The sequence below is a fragment of the Nitrosomonas sp. Nm132 genome (assembly GCF_900100485.1).
Taxonomy (GTDB): Bacteria; Pseudomonadota; Gammaproteobacteria; order Burkholderiales; family Nitrosomonadaceae; genus Nitrosomonas.
The window spans coordinates 1-19,444 of record NZ_FNDH01000021.1 but is presented as its reverse complement, the minus strand read 5'-3'; the positions used below and the strand labels follow the sequence as shown (position 1 = coordinate 19,444).

15 protein-coding genes and 3 pseudogenes are annotated in these 19,444 nt (G+C 47.0%); 10 read left to right on the top strand and 8 right to left on the bottom strand.

The window, feature by feature from the left end; all coding sequences use genetic code 11:
- Positions 1-17: 17 nt before the first annotated feature.
- The gene (locus tag BLP80_RS08985) at positions 18-1,454 is read right to left on the bottom strand and encodes a lipopolysaccharide biosynthesis protein (RefSeq protein WP_090542447.1); all 1,437 of its coding nucleotides are present in this window, start codon (positions 1,452-1,454) and stop codon (positions 18-20) included.
- A 90-nt stretch (positions 1,455-1,544) separates the two neighbouring features.
- Positions 1,545-3,749 carry a VanZ family protein gene (locus BLP80_RS08980; RefSeq protein ID WP_090542445.1) on the bottom strand — a complete coding sequence of 735 codons (2,205 nt, stop codon included), beginning with the start codon at positions 3,747-3,749 and terminating at the stop codon, positions 1,545-1,547.
- A gap of 460 nt (positions 3,750-4,209) precedes the next feature.
- On the opposite strand from BLP80_RS08980, the gene BLP80_RS08975 reads away from it, so the two are divergent.
- On the top strand, positions 4,210-4,623 hold the full coding sequence (locus BLP80_RS08975) for a CopD family protein (RefSeq protein WP_090542443.1): 414 nt from the start codon (positions 4,210-4,212) through the stop codon (positions 4,621-4,623).
- A gap of 23 nt (positions 4,624-4,646) precedes the next feature.
- Here BLP80_RS08975 and def read toward each other — a convergent pair whose 3' ends face one another.
- The 4 genes from def to ligA are packed head-to-tail and all read right to left on the bottom strand — an operon-like array spanning position 4,647 to position 8,525.
- Positions 4,647-5,180, bottom strand: a complete 534-nt coding sequence (gene def, locus BLP80_RS08970) for a peptide deformylase (RefSeq protein ID WP_090542441.1) — start codon at positions 5,178-5,180, stop codon at positions 4,647-4,649.
- Entirely contained in the window at positions 5,170-5,916 is a 747-nt protein-coding gene (locus BLP80_RS08965) for an S-methyl-5'-thioinosine phosphorylase (RefSeq protein WP_090542439.1), read from the bottom strand. Before BLP80_RS08965 ends, def begins: the two co-directional genes overlap by 11 nt.
- A 13-nt stretch (positions 5,917-5,929) precedes the next feature.
- Positions 5,930-6,475 (bottom strand): hypoxanthine-guanine phosphoribosyltransferase, encoded by a 546-nt coding sequence (locus BLP80_RS08960; RefSeq protein WP_090542437.1) that lies wholly within the window; start codon positions 6,473-6,475, stop codon positions 5,930-5,932.
- A 7-nt stretch (positions 6,476-6,482) separates the two neighbouring features.
- Positions 6,483-8,525, bottom strand: a complete 2,043-nt coding sequence (ligA, locus tag BLP80_RS08955) for an NAD-dependent DNA ligase LigA (protein ID WP_090542435.1) — start codon at positions 8,523-8,525, stop codon at positions 6,483-6,485.
- Positions 8,526-8,811: 286 nt separating this feature from the next.
- On the opposite strand from ligA, the gene BLP80_RS08950 reads away from it, so the two are divergent.
- Genes BLP80_RS08950 through BLP80_RS08935 form a run of 4 tightly spaced genes read left to right on the top strand, consistent with a single transcriptional unit; the run spans position 8,812 to position 14,511 of the window.
- Positions 8,812-11,013, top strand: coding sequence for a GMC oxidoreductase (locus BLP80_RS08950; protein ID WP_218120415.1), 2,202 nt, complete (start codon positions 8,812-8,814; stop codon positions 11,011-11,013).
- A 36-nt stretch (positions 11,014-11,049) separates the two neighbouring features.
- Positions 11,050-12,075, top strand: a complete 1,026-nt coding sequence (locus BLP80_RS08945) for an esterase/lipase family protein (RefSeq protein WP_090542433.1) — start codon at positions 11,050-11,052, stop codon at positions 12,073-12,075.
- A 16-nt stretch (positions 12,076-12,091) separates the two neighbouring features.
- On the top strand, positions 12,092-12,991 hold the full coding sequence (locus BLP80_RS08940) for an acetoacetate decarboxylase family protein (RefSeq protein ID WP_090542431.1): 900 nt from the start codon (positions 12,092-12,094) through the stop codon (positions 12,989-12,991).
- Between the two features lie 11 nt (positions 12,992-13,002).
- A complete protein-coding gene (locus BLP80_RS08935; protein ID WP_090542429.1) occupies positions 13,003-14,511 on the top strand; it encodes a patatin-like phospholipase family protein in 1,509 nt (502 codons plus the stop codon).
- Positions 14,512-14,685: 174 nt separating this feature from the next.
- On the opposite strand, the pseudogene BLP80_RS08930 reads toward BLP80_RS08935, so the two are convergent.
- Positions 14,686-15,030, bottom strand: a pseudogene (locus BLP80_RS08930) (transposase); the annotation flags it as partial.
- Between the two features lie 102 nt (positions 15,031-15,132).
- On the opposite strand from BLP80_RS08930, the gene BLP80_RS08925 reads away from it, so the two are divergent.
- The 5 genes and pseudogenes from BLP80_RS08925 to BLP80_RS08910 all read left to right on the top strand — a co-directional run bounded on the left by BLP80_RS08925 (position 15,133) and on the right by BLP80_RS08910 (position 18,657).
- On the top strand, positions 15,133-15,687 hold the full coding sequence (locus tag BLP80_RS08925) for an acyloxyacyl hydrolase (RefSeq protein WP_090542425.1): 555 nt from the start codon (positions 15,133-15,135) through the stop codon (positions 15,685-15,687).
- A gap of 217 nt (positions 15,688-15,904) precedes the next feature.
- Positions 15,905-16,543, top strand: a complete 639-nt coding sequence (locus BLP80_RS16300; protein ID WP_256325027.1) for a hypothetical protein — start codon at positions 15,905-15,907, stop codon at positions 16,541-16,543.
- Positions 16,544-16,568: 25 nt separating this feature from the next.
- Positions 16,569-17,054 (top strand): annotated as a pseudogene (locus tag BLP80_RS16295) (HD-GYP domain-containing protein).
- The gene (locus tag BLP80_RS08915; RefSeq protein ID WP_143002263.1) at positions 17,006-17,329 is read left to right on the top strand and encodes a hypothetical protein; all 324 of its coding nucleotides are present in this window, start codon (positions 17,006-17,008) and stop codon (positions 17,327-17,329) included. The pseudogene BLP80_RS16295 and the gene BLP80_RS08915 overlap by 49 nt, the downstream one beginning before the upstream one ends.
- Before the next feature lie 254 nt (positions 17,330-17,583).
- Positions 17,584-18,657: an alkene reductase gene (locus BLP80_RS08910; protein WP_090542421.1), complete on the top strand. Its 1,074-nt coding sequence runs from the start codon at positions 17,584-17,586 to the stop codon at positions 18,655-18,657.
- A gap of 231 nt (positions 18,658-18,888) precedes the next feature.
- Here BLP80_RS08910 and BLP80_RS08905 read toward each other — a convergent pair.
- Positions 18,889-19,247: pseudogene (locus tag BLP80_RS08905) on the bottom strand (Tn3 family transposase); the annotation flags it as partial.
- Positions 19,248-19,444 lie beyond the last annotated feature (197 nt).

Here is a 19,444-nt window from a genome sequence, read left to right as displayed (position 1 = left end):
AAGGAATATCACGCACACTATTTCTGCCAAACCAAGTTCATCACTTCTTGATAGCCCTGCCTGTTAAAAAATAAGGTAAGACCGCCATATGCCATCACACCCGTAGCAATCATGATTAACAGTTTTGCCCATTGATTGATATCTTCTCCAAGTAATAAACCCATCATCCAGACGGCCAGATACATTCCTGTTGCTGAACTTACTGCTGGCGTAATGGCATGAAAAAGATCGCGTAATTGTAATTCCATAGCACGCAGCATGCGATGAATATTAATGGCAAGTACTACTGGGTATACTGTAACCCAAGCCAGCGCCACCCCAACTATCCCCCATTGACTCCCAATCAAGAAAGCAATTGGCATAACAATCGAAGCCAAAAACGCATTCTTCACACCAATGTCAGGCCGACTCAGTGCATTGATAGCAGAAGGCAGGAAATTTGCAATCATGCGGAATGGCATCATCAATGTCAGCAGCTGCAACGGCAAGACCGCGCTTTGCCATTTTTGCCCTAGAAACAGGAGAACTATTTCATTGGCTATACTGGAAATTCCCCATAGCACTGGAAAAGCGATTAGGCTTAATACCCGTATAGCCTTGAGCACGAAACTGCGAAATTGCTCGCGATCATTTTGAATCTTACTAAATACCGGAAATGCAACCTCGCTTACGATAACTGAAACCCGCTGCACCGGCAGTGAGGCCAAGTGCATCGCGACCGAATAAAAGCCAAGCATCTCCTTGCCAAGCAACTTACCGACAATGATCACATCGATCTGGGTTAAGAAGAACCAGAGCAAGCGCGATAGCGTAATATTTCCTCCAAAGGATAAAAAATTTCGCATACCTCGTAAGGAGAATTTGGGGAGCAAATGAAATGGCGCCAACGCATTAAGCACGACCGCCTTCCAAATAGCCCCAAAAAGATTACCGAAAACGAGTGCCCATACTCCATAACCGGCAAAAGCCATGGCAAGCGTTAATACGCTACCAGCAATCGAGGCTGTCAGTTGAATCAGCGAAAGATTTTTGAATTTAAGCTCACGATAAAGCAATACTTCCGGAATGGTAGCCGCAGTCGTGATCAGAAACTGCAACGATAAAACGTGCAGGATCGGAATCAAGCGCTCATCGCCAAAAAAACCGGCAATGGCAGGCGCAAGCAAGTTCAATATCGCCAGGAGAATCAGGTTAACCAAAATAATAATGGCAAAAACCTGCCGTAATGAAGCTTCATCTAGCTCCTGTTTCTGAACAAGCGCTGGCGCAAGTCCCGCTTCAGCCAATAAGAGCATGAAAGCAACAAATACTGTCGCCATTGCTAGCAGGCCATAATCCTCAGGTGTCAGTAAACGTATTACGATAAGAGTGATACCCCAGGTAATGATTTGCCCAGCCAGTTTTCCACCTGCTGTCCACTTGAGACCTGTTAATGCTTGTTCCCGTATTGTCATGAAAGTGTTGATTACCGCTTAGCGTTTTATGTATTTATATATACTTGATGTAGGAAGTAGCAGGAAGTATGAACCGAGCCCTGGCTTTTTTCACTTATTCAGTCTCTTCATAGTGCTAGATCCGGATTCTCGGAATCTGAGCTGCTGGAAACAGCGTATCCCGATACTCGTCATTATGACGAAGCTTGTCTGGACCAGGCACCATCGCAAGAATAATTCGATTTCTGATAACAGATGCTGGCGGTCAGGTCCGAGCAGAAATTGCGTACCCGAGAATACATGCCCATACTTTTCCACTTCAGACTCCAGTCCCTGAGACAACAGCCACCATCCCATCGGCAGCATCGCAATAGAGAATAATACGACAAACGCTAGCTGTTTAATATGGCTAAGGGCATTCGCCAGAATGACCGCATTGAAACAAACGATTGCCAGCAGACCATAGAGATACCCACCACCGCCCCAGCCCATTGGCCCGTCACGAGCAATCAATTCGTTCAGATTATCAGTGGATGACCAGTCAAAGACAATTGCTTTTGCCAGCCACAACCAGGGCAAAGCGCCGATGATAAGCGGAAAAATATGGCGAATAGCCAGTCTATTATGTTCATAAAAATTAAAGAAGCTTACGATCCATGTCAGAAAAACGATCAATGGCGTATATAGGGCAGCATAACGCACTGGCCGCTCCAGTATCATGACCATATTCGGTCCAATCCATTCAAAAATGTGTCGCCAGCTCTCGCCCCAGATATCACGGTTGATAACATACCAGTATAAATTGTTAGAACCGGCAATATCGGCAATACTCTCTTGAGTTACACTCATAGAAAGTAATACAAGACTAATAAGACTCGCAGCAAATATCCATGCAGGAAACACTAAATAAGGTACTCTGCTGGATACAATTTTATTACTTACCCATACTGCCCCAGCACCAACCCAGAGCAAGGCCAACACAAAAATAAATATGATCAAGAAATGACCATCACCTAAAAATAATTCTCTAAGGTTATAAGGAATGCCAGGCAAACGGAGCATCAACCAAAGTAATCCCGTCATCCCTATCATGAGTAATAGTGGAATAACCCAGCTTGCTCTAAGGGTACTGATATCCCTGGTCGCTAATGGCGCCGCCTCAATAGATGGTTTATGCTTTTCCGAGGCAGATTGTGATTGGGTGTGCTGCAAGTAGCTTTGAGTTTCTGATAATGCCCACGCAACCAGGAGAACGAGCAATGGCTCGGTAATATCAGCTGTGCGGCCCAAGAGGATCATTTGCGTCAATTCGAGTAGAATCGACCAGACAATCACCCCTGTTGCTATCCCTCTCAAATTACCCCCCATTCCCTGCGCAAGCCATAGTAAAGCAGTATAAATAAAGAGCGATTGAGCCAAGCCAGTTACATTGGTTTGCATTGACCCCTCCAGCATGGTGGCAAAGGGAATCAGGTTGATAGCTCCATCTGATGCGACTATAAAAGGTGTTATCCTCTCGATCGTCCAAGCCAAGAGCAGTGACCAGAAGCTTACATCAAATAATTTCTCCGCATTCTGTCGCAGTAAAAATACACAAGTTAAATAACCTGCCAATAACCCCAATATAACCGTTGTATCTAATACCAGATTAACTATGGCGACTTTGCCGGCAAGAACAACCAATATCAGGCTTGTTAGCCAAATTAATGGCTTTTTACTCAACACGTAAACAACAGCGCCGGCAGCCACAACACCTGCAGCATGTAATATTAGGCCAGAAAGGGAAAAATCGAACTGCAATAAAAGTGGCTTTATGGCATCTTTGAGTTTTTGCAAATCCAATGTAGGAACTAACGGCAATAACTCGGTCAGCAGCCACAAAACCAGTATTGCAGAAGGAACAATTAGTTTGGAATCAAATGATGGCAGCACGCCTGCTCGCAAACATTTCTTCATCAAAAGTGCTATTACAATCCCCAATAGCATACCAACCACGTTCCAGACAACGTCAGCGAGTGCTGCTGATCGAGAAGGTAACCATACTTGTGCTAGCTGAAGGATAAAAGCAAGCAATAAACCGAAAACAAATAACCCAAGCATACGAACGATCGTATCGCGGCCGCTTCCCGTAACCAATCCGCTGGCAAGACCAAATGGGATAAACAACACAACGTTGCCAAGCATATCACTTAGAGAAGTCATCCAACGCCAATCAGAAAAAAAGTTCTCCAATACCCCTGGTTCAGGTTGAGAAAAATTTCCTGGGTAAAGTGACCCATAAATGATGAGCAGGGCTATCACCAAGAGTATGCGCATTTCATTCCATCAAAATTTTATACTTTTATCAGTTAGTGAAGATGATCACCAGGTTAAACGCATTCTTAACTTTGCGCAGTAAGTACTTAAGTTTTCTATATAGATTTCTTTTCCAGCAAAAACGGTAGACATAACCAATAATATGAAAAGTCCTATGCCCAGCCAGTTAAATCTGGCTAACCAATGGTTATATTATAATTACACAAGAATGCGATCATTTTTCAAATAGCCTGATCGCATCTATTAACCCGAATATTTCATAAATTCGCGTGATGATCACGCAGGATTTTGATTAATAGGGAAGTTTTGAGAAAGAGGGGTGTAGTGACTCATACACCCGACTGAGCAAAATCTTTCTTATTAATCAATAAGACAAGTGAGGGCACGTGCCAATTTATGAAATATTCGGGTTAATGGTGCCTCGCCAGCTTTTATTTTTCTCAAAAATAAGGATCACCCTATGCTCTGGATAAAATCATTACATATTATTTTTATGGTTACCTGGTTTGCCGGCCTATTTTATTTACCCCGGTTGTTTGTTTACCACGCCATGTGCACTGATCAAGCTGGGATTGATCGTTTCAAAGTGATGGAACGTAAACTCTTCTACGGTATCATGACACCTGGCGCGCTATTGACGCTGCTATTTGGAATCTGGTTATGGCTCGGTTACGGTTTCTCTGGGATCTGGCTGCATGCTAAATTAGCTCTGGTCATCCTGTTGATTGCCTACCATATATACTGCGGCAAATTACTGATCGATTTCAAACATGATCGCAATCAACACGGTCATGTTTATTATCGCTGGTTCAATGAGATCCCCGTCATTATTTTATTTGCAGTAGTCATGCTCGTCGTGGTCAAACCCTGGTAATGTCACCCATTTTCGGGCGTAATTTACTCATCCATGACTTCTTCACCAGGAAACAGCACTTCTGTAAAGCCAAACTTGCGAAGATCAGTAATACGCATTGGGTAGAGTATTCCTTGCAGGTGGTCACATTCATGTTGCACCACACGCGCATGAAAACCGTCCACACTCCGATCGATTACATTACCGAACTGATCGACCCCCTGATAACGTAGCTGGGTATAGCGCGGTACTATACCGCGCAGCCCGGGAACACTTAAACACCCTTCCCAGTCTTCTTCCATTCTTTTTGTCAATGGCGTCAAAACAGGATTGATCAATACAGTGAAAGGGACTGTTTCCGCCCTTGGATAGCGTGGATTATATTCCACGCCAAATATAACCACTTGCTGATCAACACCAATTTGCGGTGCAGCCAAGCCCGCACCATTGAGCGCTGCCATCGTATCCTGCATATCCTGAATCAGTGCTTCAAGTTCGGGTGTATTGAATTTGCCCACTTTCTTCGCTACTTGCAGCAGACGTGGATCACCCATTTTCAAAACAGTTCTAATCGTCATTTATTTTTACCAAATGTTCTAATATGTTTCGTACGCTTATCATGGTTTCTTCCAAAACAGCGTAAACTTCCTTTAGTGGAATTGCATGTGCGCTTGCACCACGCCCTGCCGCATAGTTCGCAACAGCCGCAATCGCAGCATAAGGCAGCCCTAGTTCCTTGGCGAGCACAGCTTCCGGCATACCCGTCATGCCTATCATATCTGCCCCATCTCGCTCCAATCGATTCACTTCTGCAGCCGTTTCAAGCCGCGGCCCTTGAGTCACCGCATAAACTCCCCCATCGATAATGTTCTCGTTCGCCTGTTTTGCTGCTGACAAAAGATGGCTGCGCGTTTCCAGACAAAAGGGATGGGTAAAATCAGTATACGTAATGGGTCTATCGGTTTTATCAAAATAAGTGAATTTCCGATCATAGGTATAATCAATGATTTGATCCGGCACAACCAACCTGCCAGGTATCAAATCTGCACGGATGCCACCTACCGATACGACCGCGATAATTCGTTTTGGTTTAAATAAATGCAGTGCCCAAAGATTAGCTTGGTAATTGACAGCATGAGGTGGAATGGTATGGCCATGACCATGTCGTGCCAGGAACACGATCTCCTGATCCTGGATTTTGCCAAAGGTTAAGGGTCCAGATGGTTCACCATAAGGCGTTCTCACGATCTGGCGATGTGATATTTCCAGGCAAGCAAGCTTAGTCATTCCGCTTCCACCAATAATTGCGAGCATATTTCTTTCTACCTCATTCCTTAATGGCATAGATTGCGGGTAAATTTCGCCATAACCCCTGTATATCCATGCCATAACCAAATACATACCGATTTGGCAATGTCATGCCTATAAAATCTGCACGAATCGGTTTTGCTTGACCAATAGCTTTATCTGCGAGTACGGCACTATAAAATGCTTTTGCTTTTCCTTCCATCATGCGCTCACGAATCGCGGCAAGTGTAACACCTTCATCCAGCACATCATCCAGAACCAGCACGACTCTTTCCTTTAAATCAATTTGGGGCGGCACTTTCCAGTCAATGCGCCCGCCTCGAAGGGTACGATTATAGCGACTCACGTGCAGATAATCGAAATCCAGCGGAAAATGAAGCAAGGGCAGTAATTGCCCAGTAAAGACCACGGCACCGCCCATCACACAGAATACCAATGGATATTGACCCGATAATGCCAGCGTAATCTCTTTAGCCATACGTTCTATCGTTTCCATCAGCACTTGAGCGGAAACGATCAGTTCTGCATTCTTCAGGAGTTGTTCTGCTTCGTTAGCGGTTAACATGTAAATATCAAATACTGAATCCGGCGCTATCCTGCAGCAATTTCACCAGCCCTGCTTCATCCAGTATCATGATATCCAACTCGACAGCCTTGTCATATTTGCTGCCTGGATCGACACCCACCACTACATAATCGGTTTTTGAGGAAACACTACTCGTGACTTTACCCCCCAGATGCTCGATTTTTTCCTTTGCTTGCTCGCGTGCCATGTTGGGTAATGTCCCAGTCAGAACAAAAGTCTTGCCATGAATGGAGCTACTAACAGGTGTAACCACTTCTGAGCTTTCTTCCCATCTGACGCCACAGCTACGTAATTGCTCGATCACTTCGCGATTGTGTTGTTCGGCAAAAAAGTCGGCAATACTCTGAGCAACCACTGGACCGATATCGGATACCTGCTGCAATTGTTCCCTATTGGTAGTCATTAATCGATCGAGTTGACCAAAATGACGTGCCAGTTCTTTGGCCGTAGACTCGCCCACATGACGAATACCCAGTGCGTAAATAAAGCGGGCGAGCGTGGTCTGCTTACTTTTTTCAATCGCCAGCAGTACATTATTCGCAGATTTTTCGGCCATACGCTCCAAATTGACCAACGCTGTAATACCCAACTTATAAAGATCAGCAGGGGTACGCACGACAGAGTGATCCACCAATTGATCTACCAGTTTTTCACCCAACCCCTCGATATCCATGGCGCGGCGCGAAGCAAAATGTAAAACCGCTTGCTTTCGCTGCGCAGGACAAAACAACCCGCCGGTACAACGCATGACTGTTTCTCCCGGCAGGCGCACTGCACGGGCACCGCAAACTGGACAGTGATCAGGCATTAAAAAAGATTTTACGTGAAGTGGCCGTTGCTCAGGGATAACCGCCACCACCTCTGGAATGACATCTCCCGCTCGACGCACGATGACCTTGTCGCCAATCATAATTTGCTTACGCTTGATTTCATCTTCGTTATGCAAGGTTGCATTGGTCACGGTTACGCCGCCAACAAAAACCGGCGCCAATCGCGCAACCGGTGTTAATGCCCCTGTTCTGCCGACTTGCACATCGATTCCCAGTAACTCGGTCATCGCTTCCTGCGCAGGGAATTTATGCGCAATTGCAAAACGAGGAGCGCGCGAAACGAAACCCAGTTTTTCCTGTTGCGCTAAATCGTTCACTTTATAAACGATACCATCGGTATCGTAAGGCAGCTTATCACGCAAAATGGCCATCTGGCGGTAGTAAGCCAGTAATGCTGTGACACCGGTAACCACTTTATGCTCTCGCGCTACCGGGAAATGCAATGAAGTCAGGTAGGCGATAATTTCACTGTGTCGGGTATAAGGAGTAACTCCACCTTCATGAACACCCACACCATAAGCAAAAAAAGTCAGCCTGCGCTTCGCTGTAATACCCGGGTCTAGTTGTCTGAGCGAACCCGCAGCGGCATTGCGTGAATTGGCAAAGATCTTCTCACCTTTTTTCTGCTGTTCCAGATTAAGCTTCTCAAAATCCACCTTCAATATCAGCACTTCGCCCCGCACCTCGAGCAGCGCAGGAGAATGCTCAATGGGCAACCGCAATGGAATCGATTTAATGGTACGCAAATTGCGCGTGATATCTTCACCTGTGTAACCATCGCCCCGCGTCGCGCCACTCGTCAATACGCCATTCTCGTAGGTTAAACCAACAGCTAGCCCATCGAATTTAGGTTCTACCGTATATTCGACGCTATCGGCCTTGAGTTCCTCTCGTATCCGGCGGTCAAATGCTTCCACTTCGGTATCTTCAAACGCATTATTAAGTGAAAGCATGGGAGTACGGTGCGTCACCTGGATAAACTCTTTCAGAGGCGCGGCGCCCACACGCTGAGTAGGCGAATCAGGTGTGACCAGCTGAGGATAATGCTGCTCGAACTGCTGCAATTCGCGAAACATCCGGTCGTATTCAACATCCGGGATGATCGGTGCATCCAGGACATAATAACGATAATTGTGCATATCAATCGCTTCACGCAATGCTTTCACTTGTTGCTGAATTGTTTCGGGCGGCTGATTCATATCAATTCTGAGATATTCGCGTGTAATAGTATTTTCTGTATCAAGTCAAGTTACAAATAGCAGTACGAATTATATTTATTTGAAGCATTTTCCCATTAATCATAAGCCTAGAATAGCGATTTTCTCTGGAATGCCTAAGTACTTCTAGCAAGCTTATGTTTTCGTTATTGGAATAAACCATCACTTGATAGCAATTTATTCGAAAAGCACTATTTGGCGAGAATCTGTTATTAAACTCATTGAAATTTAAATCTTTTAATTCCCAAGCTGGAAAAGGGTTATCAATATGTCTTTGACGTTCAAAGAAACGATGTCGGGTTATTTTGCCCTCGGGGTAACTGATCCGGTTGAAGGAGCCAATGTAGGTAAACAAAACAGTACTCAGCTGGCGATGCACGCCAAGGTCAGCCTAGATAACCTGGATCGCTTCTTAAGTGACCCGAACCATCTAGGATCATTGACTGGCACCATAGATTTCCTCCCCTTTGGAGCCGGAATCGCAGCGAGCGCCGGGGTATTCAACCTGTTCAAACCTACCGATGACCCCGACATGACCTATATGGTCTATGAGCTAGCGTTTCAGCATAAAGGGCAAGATTATTATTTAGCTGGTCACAAAAATGTCAAGGACGATCATGGTTTTGATCTCTGGTCTGATACCACCACTTTGTATACTTGCCTGCATCAGGGCAAAGACAAAAGTGGTCCCATCGTGGGTGCGGGAATTTTGACACTTGGAGTTAAACAACTGGCTGATCTACTTTCCACCATTGAAGTCCCTGGAGCCACCAGCCTGGCTGAGAAAGCCCGCGCCATTGAAAAATTCGGTGCCTTCTTTGCAGGAAAGCTATGGGATAGCTATATCATTCCTAAATTCGGCAAACAGTTACTGGATAAATCTCATGATGAGACGCTGCATTATGATGTCATTGTGATTGGCAGCGGCTTTGGCGGAGCCATAACGGGTTGCAGATTGGCAGAAAAAGGACTGAAAGTTTGTATTCTCGAACGTGGTCGGCGCTGGGAAGTCAAGGATTATCCACGCGACCCCAAGGATGCCTGGTGGTGGTCCAATGAGAAACCCGCCGAATTGAATGGCTGGATTGATATTCGTACCTATCCTGACATGGCAGTTGCACAGTGCAGCGGTGTGGGCGGCGGTTCGCTGATTTACGCGAATATTTTCGTCGAGGCTGAGCCCTTTGTTTTCGATTCCGGCTGGCCTAAGGAAATCACTTACGAATCCTTAAAGCCGTATTATGAAAAAACCGGCAAGATGCTCAACGTTCAGGAAGTACCCGATAATCAGTGGCCGGCCAAGACCAAACTGATGAAAGAAGCAGCCGAGAAAAGTGGTTTCGGTGATCGTTTTCGTAAAATGCCCCTCGCAGTCACCTTTGATCCCGATTTCAGTTATGATCGTCCGGATGCTTTTGGCGATCAGCATACCAAATATCACACCAACGCATTCGGTCAGGAGCAAGGTACTTGCGTTCATTGCGGTAATTGCGACATCGGTTGCCAGGTCAAAGCCCGCAATACCCTGGATTTGAATTATATTCCTCTGGCCGAGCAGCATGGCGCCGCAGTCAAGCCATTGCACCTCGTGCAACGCATCACGCCGCTCCATAGCGGTGAAGGTTATCGCGTCGATTTCAACGTGATTGATACCAACAAACAAAAACTGACTCCTGGTTTTCTGAACGCTAAAAAAGTGATTGTGGCAGCCGGTACGATGGGAACCAATGACCTGCTCATTCGCTGCCGTGATCAATATGGAACCCTGCCCAATCTCAGCCCGGTCCTCGGTACAGGGTGGAGTTCCAATGGCGATTTCCTGACCCCGGCAGTTTATCACCATCGTGATATCTCACCGACCTATGGCCCGACGATCACCAGTGCCATTGATTTTCTGGATGGATCCTTCAAAGGACAGCGATTCTGGGTGCAGGACGGCGGCTTTCCCAATCTGATGAAAGATGCCGTCACTGGTTTAAGTAAGGATCATCACTTTGGACATTTTTTCAGTGCCTTGCAGTCCCTGGTCCAAAATAAGAGCCCTTTATCTTCGGTCATGCCGTGGTTTGGACAGGCAGTGGATGCCTCAGATGGCGTATTGAAACTTTCTCGCAGCTGGATACCCCCCTTTCGCCACAAAGTACAATTGGATTGGAATATCAAAAAATCCGAGGGTGCTGTCCAGGCATTGGTCGACATGCATGAAAAACTCTCAAAAGCGACAAAAGGCGAAGCCAAGGTTCCTTTGACCTGGTCCGTCCTGAAAAATTTGATCACACCGCATCCCTTGGGAGGCTGCCGAATGGGCACCCATAGCGCAGACGGCGTTGTCGATCATAAGGGAGAAGTGTTTGGTTACCCAGGTCTTTACATTGCCGATGGATCCATTTTTCCGAAAGCAGTTGGCTTAAATCCTTCCCGCACGATCGCTGCTCTGGCAGAGCGTATCGCGGAACTGATCGAGCCTTGATTCCAGCTAACCACACCATACCGAAAGGATGACATCATGGATCTGACGGAACGTATCGTTCCCTTCACGGCTGGCGACGGCATGGCATTGAACCTGATCAATGTTCGCTCCTCCAGCCGGCCGCCCACGCAAGAACCCGTTATCCTGGTTCACGGCGCAGGAGTACGGGCAAATATCTTCCGTGCACCGGAAAAAGAAACCATCGTCGATGCGCTTATAGAAGCTGGCTATGATGTCTGGCTGGAGAACTGGCGTGCCAGTATCGATTTTCCTGCCAACACCTGGACCCTCGATCAAGCAGCACTTTACGATCACCCCTACGCAGTGCGAAGAATCTGCGAGGAAACGGGTCATGAAACCATGAAGGCGATTATCCATTGCCAAGGTTCTACCAGTTTTATGATGTCCGCCATGGCGGGCCTTGTGCCCCAAGTATCGACTATTATTGCGAACGCTGTCACTTTGCATCCGGTTGTACCTGCCTGGTCGGCATTTAAGCTAAATTTTGTCGTCCCGTTAGTAAATACGCTCACTCCTTATGTCAATCCCCACTGGGGAGTGGATGCGCCAACCTGGATCGCCAAGTTAATGACGGCCATGGTCAAACTGACTCATCATGAATGCAATAACACCGTCTGCAAGCTGGTGAGTTTTACCTATGGCAGCGGTTTTCCAGCTTTATGGCAGCATGAAAACCTCAACGAAAATACCCATGAATGGCTTAAGGAAGAATTCGGTAACGTGCCCCTGAGATTTTTCCAGCAGATGGCTCGCTGCGTCCACAAGGGAAATCTGGTTTCCGTAGAAAGTTACTCCGAATTACCAGCAGATTTCGGTGCTACGCCACCCAAAACAGCAGCACGTTTTTCATTTTTTTGCGGCGGAAAGAATCGCTGTTTTTTACCGGAGAGCCAAGAAAAATCATGGACCTATTTTGACAAGCTGCAGCCTAATTTCCATACACTGCATAGACTGCCGGAATACAGTCACTTGGATATCTTCATGGGCAAGAATGCTGCTCGTGACGTCTTTCCCCTCATGATCAAAGAACTCGCCAAATAATCAGGAGATAACAAATATGGGTCTTCCCAAGCGAATCAAAGTCACTTCCGGCCAGTATTCCCTGGTCGACGGCATTCCTTTTCAGCTACCTGTGCAATGCGCCCCATCCCCTACATTGATGGCGGTGTTCCCCATCAATGCAGACAAGGCTGAGGCTGCATTACCGGCAGAGGTTCATCCGCTAAGACTCCGTAACAATAAAGGCCTGCTGGTGGTGACCGTCATCAACTACCTGGGGACCAACATCGGCAAATATATTGAATATAGTATCGGCATCGCCTGTACCCATGGACTTAAACCTGCCCCCCCTTTGCTTCCATTGCTATTGATGAATACTTTCGGCACGGGTCAATATGTACTCGAATTACCGGTATCCACAAAAATTTCCGTCAAGGGTGGCAAAGGCATCTGGGGTATGCCCAAGCATCAAGGCAATCTTGACTTTAAGATCGGAGATAACACTGTCAGCAGCCAATATGATCTGGATGGTCAATTGGTAACTTATATAGAAATAGCTCGCCCCTCATTCTCTTTTCTGCCTTTGCTGAATATCCCCGCTGTCAATTACTGCGCTTTCCGTGGCATGCTGATGAAGTCCAGCATCTACATTAAAGGCTGGGCAGGCATGAAGCTGTTCAAGTTCGCCAAAGCCAAGCTGGTATTAGGCGATCATCCCCACGCTGATGTTCTGAAAACCCTGGAAATTGAAAACCAGCCGTTGGTGACCGCCTTCATACCAGGCGTTGTCGGCACACTCGATGACCATATCGAATCCTGGTTTCTTCACCAGGCTGAACCGCCATCAACGCCACCGGAAGGATTCGAAAGTGTCATTGATTTGCCGCAGGATGAAACGTGGCCGCCGTCACCAAGCGCCCCGATCATTGGTGAAACATTTGGCAATCTCAACCGTTAAAATTCACTAACATGAGTATAAGCAAATCTGTCCACCTCGCGGCACCCCAAAAATCCGGTGAACCCAGACGAGCCTTGGTACTGCCAGGTGGTGGCTTGCGCCTGTCTTACCAGGCCGGTATTTTGGCTGCTCTGGAGGAAGCTGGTATGGTTTTTCAGTTCATGGACGGCACCTCGGGTGGTAGCCTGAATTTGTCCATGCTGCTATCCGGACTCTCACCAACAGAAATATGTCGGCGCTGGCGTACTTTGCGTCTGATCGACACCATTTCATTTCTACCAATCGAGGATTGCCTTAAAGTTGAGAATTTGCAAGGCGTTGGCGATGCCGATGGTTTCCGCAGTAAGGTACTGCCTCATTTCGGTATCGATTTTGCAGCCATCCACCAAGTGGATGCAGTTAACGCCAACTATAACGTCCTGGATTACGCCAACAAAACCGTTAAAACTATTTCTCATCAGAATATTGACGAAGACATGATCATTGCCGGTATGTCTTTGCCAGGCGTCTTTCCGCCAGTGCGTAAGGAGGGAGGTATTTATCTGGATACCGGTTTTGTCCAGGATGCCAATCTCATCGAGGCAGTCAGGAATGCTGCCGAGGAGATCTGGGTACTTTGGGGATTAGGCAATACAGGGGTATACCGTGGAGGCATATTACACCTCTATGTGCAAATGCTGGAAGTTAGCGCCAATACCGCTTTGAACAACCAGCTGGAAATCATACGGGAACTTAATCACCGCATCGAGAAAGGTGACAGTCCTTATGGTCAAACTCGCCCAATCCAGGTCCATGTCATTCGACCTGACCACCCTCTACCCTTGGACCCAGATTTGTATCTTGGTAAAATCGACCATGCCACTTTAATCGAAATGGGCTATGCCGATGGCAAAGCCTATTTGCAAAATCTTACCCAAGCACCAGGCCAGATCAATCCTACCAACCCCTCCCGCATGAAAGATCCCGCGCCGGGAATCCGCTTTTCGCAGCACCTGGCAGGCTACTTAAATTTTCAGGAACGTCCTGGCACAAGAGAAGATTTAAAGCTGAGCCTGACCGTTCATATTGATCATCTCGAAGCTTTTGTTAATGATCCACAGCATACCGCAAGAGTGACGGGTCATCTGAGCAATCCCACTATCGGCACTTTTAGGATGCTCACTGACGGTCGCTTTACTTTGGAAAAAAATGCATCAAAGAAAACACGAAAAATTACTTATGAATTTGGTATAGAAAAAGATAATCAAGGTTACAGTTTTATCCTCGAGCAAGTCCTTCATGACGACCTTGGTCTCGACCTGTGGCGTGATTTATCGAATCTGAGTCTAAAATTATTCAAAGGGCGTGTGGAGGATGGGAATCTCGTCGCTATCGGCACTTTATGCCTACCCTTGGCAGGTATCAAGGATTTAATCAAGAGTTTCCATGCCACGGAAGCGGCATCGTTCACAGAAGAAATTGCAATTAAGGGGCGTTTCGCCCGCTTTTTCCTCGGTGAATTGTATGACGTTTATGGCTAATACGCTTGATCGAAGACATTCTTGATTTCATGCTGGAGTAATCATGCCTACCTCACCTTTACTTCCAGAAAATCTGAGCCTTGCTCCATAATATAACGTGAGTTCGACATAAGGATTACATCAACGCGACTGGAAGAGCTTGAGAGGGTCTGATATTAAGTGAGGTTTTTTCTTCTAGAATGCGTAAGCTACCAGCTCGGCTATCAGATTAACAAAAAAGTTAAATGGGCTACGATGGCGGGAATGCTCGATTTGCGAGATGTTTTTCAGTTGATCGTTGACAGTCTCCATGATCGAGCGTTTACGCAACAAAAGTTTGTCAAACAGCGGCAGCAGCTTGCTTCTTATGTTTTTACGCAGCTTGGTGACGAGTTGCACGCTTTCCTCCCAGAGTTGCTCAAAGAGCGGCTGAGAGATGTAGCCCCGGTCACCAAAGAGTTTTTCAAATAAGGAACGTGCCAGCTCTGGCGCCGGGTCACGATCATCGACATTACCTGCCGTTATTCTCACGCTCAGTAATGAATTCCGATTCCTTTTACAGCTTTTCTTGCGTCGAACTCACGTTATGTTATTAAATACACCTATATGGGAATATGAATTTGAGGGAAGATCGATTTGATCATGCGCACTCGAATTATTGAAGTATGGGTTTTCAGCCTTGCTTGTGTTATTTCGTCTGCTGGATATGCAGATAAGCAAAGGGCGCTCGCATGGTTGCATGAGATCAAGTTCGGTGTACTTCACCATGACACCGACGATTTGTGGAGTGGTTTCCGCCGCGAGGGCGGTGTTGATCTCAATCTGGAAGCTATCTTCTCGCCTCATATCAAATTTATCGGTGGAACCATTCGTCCCGCCTTTGGCGGGTCGGTAAATACTGTCGGCGATACTTCCAAGTTGTACATGGATATTCGTTGGCAATACGAGCATACCAGCGGTATGTTTTTTGGTATTGGGCTGGGTGGGGCGATACACGATGGCAAACTTCATCTTCAACACGATGACCGCAAGGCCCTGGGATCACGAGTACTGTTTCATATTCCGATCGAAATTGGCTATCACTTCGGTGCCAGAACTTCGTTGTCAGTATACTTTGATCATATTTCCAATGCCTATCTTGCTAACGACAACGAGGGGATGGACACTTTAGGCGGACGTTTGGGTTACCGATTTTAGTGGATCGTTCCAGTAAAACCATTACCGTTCGTGGTAAGCTTGTCAAACCGCTAAGCAACTGACATCGACCCTCGACAGGCTCAGGCCGAACGGCGTTTTCTGTAACTGTTATGCTGGAACGGTCTATTAGGTTGGTATCTCGATAATGTCATTATTAACGCAATCTATCAGATCTCTCGCTGCATGAGTAGTCCAGAAGTGCCGGCGAGAGAAGGTGATGACGCCAGGACAGATTCGAAAGCTGCACTTGCCCACGAGTCGTTTCATTCACCGGAGAATCCTGGTTCGGCTGTTTCTGGGATGGCTGTTTCTCAGTATATTGATTGGCGGGGTTGTCCCGTGGCTGGAGCTCGGTCGAATTCAGCAGTTCGTCCACGACCTTGCACTGAGGGAGTCTGCGACGTTTAGTGGAGAGCCCGCTCATAATCTGGAAAAACTTGACTCCGTAGCTTATCAACAGTTGACAGATTTAGCACAGCAACTGGTCAATCAGCATTTCCTGGTTGTCGAATTGTATGATCGCAACAAGCAAATCAGGCTTGAAATCATTCGTCCAGAGCAAGACACCGACCGCTATCGCCACCAATTTCCCAAAGCAAGTGAGCTCCCGTATGAATTTCACTATGTGCAAGGTGAATTGCTGCTAATCATCCTGGCGCCACTGCATGATGCCCGGGATTCGCTGGTTGGTTATTTCGAGGGTATCTATCAGGTCGATCGCGAGACGTGTGATTCAATTAGAGAAGATTTAGCTCGCAAGCTGTTTTTTGTTGCGCTTGGCATTACATTTACTACTCTGCTGATGTACCCGATTGTGTTGACGGCTCAACCGGGGATTAATCAAACTGTCCGGTGATCTGCTCAAAGGCAACCTGGAATTGATGAATGTACTCGGTTGCGCCATTGCCGAACGTGATTCCACTACCAATAGCCATAACTACCGGGTTACGTTTTATGCACTGAGGTTAGGCGAAGCGATCGGACTCTCGCGTGAAAAAATTCACGATCTGATTACTGGTGCTTTTTTACATGACGTTGGCAAAATTGGCATCCGCGATCCCATCCTGCTCAAGCCTGGCAAGCTGACATCGGAATAGCTTGAAGTCATGAAAACTCACGTATCGCTGGGGATGGAAATTCTAAGCAAATCGAGTTGGCTGAACAGGACAAGAGAGGTGGTTGAATTTCACCATGAAAGATACGATGGTAGCGGTTATCCGCTAGGACTCCAGGGCAAGGCTATTTCGCTGAATACACGGATCTTTGCCATCGCAGATATATTCGATGCGATGACTACCAAGCGGCCCTACAAGGAATCATGGCCACATCACTGTGCCCGGGTACCAAGATTACCGGTAGCAAAGTAATGAGCGGCAAGACTAAACGGGTAACGAACCGCGCGGCCCAAGCCTTGAAGCTGGCCGCGGCGGCATTGCCTAGCAGTCAATCTGCGCTGGGCACGCACTTCCAAAGAATGTGTGCCCGCATGGACAAGCCCAAAGCCGTGACTGCGGCTGCACACAAGCTGGCGCGGCTAATTTACACGATGCTCACCCGCGGCGAGGAATACACCGATCGGGGTCAAGACTGCTATGAGGAACGATACCGCCAGCGTGCTGCGGAATCTGGCTCAGTGCGCTGAAAAAATGGGCATGAAACTCGTCGTTAATGAAAGTCCTTTTGAATATGTCATATTAAATCAGTTACTTGGGAGGTGTTTCTTGAGAGAGATCGAATATCAGCGGCATCAATATAAACAGGTAGGGTTTTGAATCAGTTCAAGTTTGCATGTTCAGGTTCAATTGATGCCGTGTTCCTGGCCGCAGCATTTCAATATCGACTATCCTTTTATTTTGGCTAAAATGACAGTTATTCAATTTCAAGAGATTTAAGCGGATGACTACGTTGTTTACTCCTCTAAAGCTTGGTGCAATCACTGTACCCAATCGCATCTTCATGGCTCCACTTACTCGCTGTCGAGCGGATGCTGAGCACATTCCAAATGCTTTGATGGCTGAATATTATGTTCAGAGAGCAAGTGCAGGGCTGATTATCGCGGAAGCTACCATGGTGATCGAAGGGAATTCCGCATTCTGGATGGAACCAGGTATCTATTCCCCTGATCAGATCACTGGCTGGAAACGGATTACCGATGCGGTGCATGCTGCCGATGGCAAGATTTTCCTTCAACTCTGGCATGGTGGAAGAGCGTGCCACCCGCTTCTCAACCAGGGTGTTCAGCCTGTTGCTCCCAGCCCTATTGCCATTACAGGAGATGAAGTGTTGACACCCGACGGAAAGAAACCTTATGTTATTCCACAGGAACTTCGTGATGATGAGCTGCCCGGTATTGTTGCTGGATTTAAGAAAGCTGCCGAGAATGCCAAAGTAGCAGGTTTTGATGGTATTGAAGTACATGGCGCAAACGGCTACCTGCTGGACGAATTCTTGCGTGACGGCACAAACAAGCGCCCAGGCCCCTATGGGGGCTCCCTGGAAAACCGGGCGCGTTTGACGCTCGAAGTGCTCGAGGCCATTAGCCTGGTATGGGGCAGCGAGCGAGTCGGACTGCGCATCTCGCCGCTTAACAGCTATAACAGTATGATTGACAGCGATCCTATTGGATTATCTACTTGGCTGGCTGGGCGACTTAACGAGTTTCATCTTGCTTATCTTCATGTCATCCGAGGGGATCTTTTTCAGCAGCAAAGTGGCGACATTATGACGCCTATTCGTAGGCATTACAGAGGCGTGCTCATTGGCAATATGGATTACACGGCCGAGGAAGCAAACAAAGATATTACTGAAGAAAAAATCGATGCGATTGCTTTCGGCACCAGTTTTTTGGCTAACCCCGACTTGCCAGCCCGGATCAAAGCCGGCGCTGCGTTGAATCAACCTAATCCAGCCACGTTCTATACTCCAGGCTCGAAGGGTTATACCGATTATCCAGCATTAAACCCTTTGTGATCGCCAAGATCGTGTTTTGGGAACAGGCAAATTTAAAAAATACTTAACGTGAGTTCGATATAAGAAAAGCAGCAAAAGGAACCTGAATTCCTTATGATGGAGCGATTTTCGAAAAGAGTTTCATCATTAGAGAAATCAGATTCCAACGGAGATTATAGTAGTGATTTTTTGTGCGAGTGACGATTTTTGTAAAGGGTTTGAGCCGTGTTGGGAGCAGTGCTTGTCGGAGTGAGATGTGCTGCGATACCAGATATCGAACACATGGTGGCCTTTGTACTTATGTGCACCTATAAGGTAGCCATTGAGCAGCACGTGATTGCACAACAGCGTGTAGGCAACCACGCCTTTGCCGCGTCCAAAGTATTTACGCGATTAGCGTTCCTTCACGGTTGGACGCTCAACGCCGAATTTCTGGCCATCGACGGCGCCGTATAGGGCATCCAGATCAAACGCATAATGCGGGAAGATCGGCAGCTCCGCGATGGCATTGCTGATACGGTCATTGGCGGCTTGTAGCGATGCTTGGCGCAGGTACTGCTGGTAAGTTGTCTCAAGCAATGGTAAAAGATGTCGCTGGTGCGTGCCATGACCTAGTGCTTAATTGCATTATTAAGCGATAAGGTGCATGCTATCTTCCAGGGAGGAAGGATATGCAGCTATTAAATTGCGATGAACAGACGCGGAAAACATTAGAGCGGCGGGCGAATAGCCAAACGGAGCCCTACAAAGCGGTGTTTCGGGCACGAATTATTTTGGGATATTTGGATGAGCAAGGCGTCATGGCTGT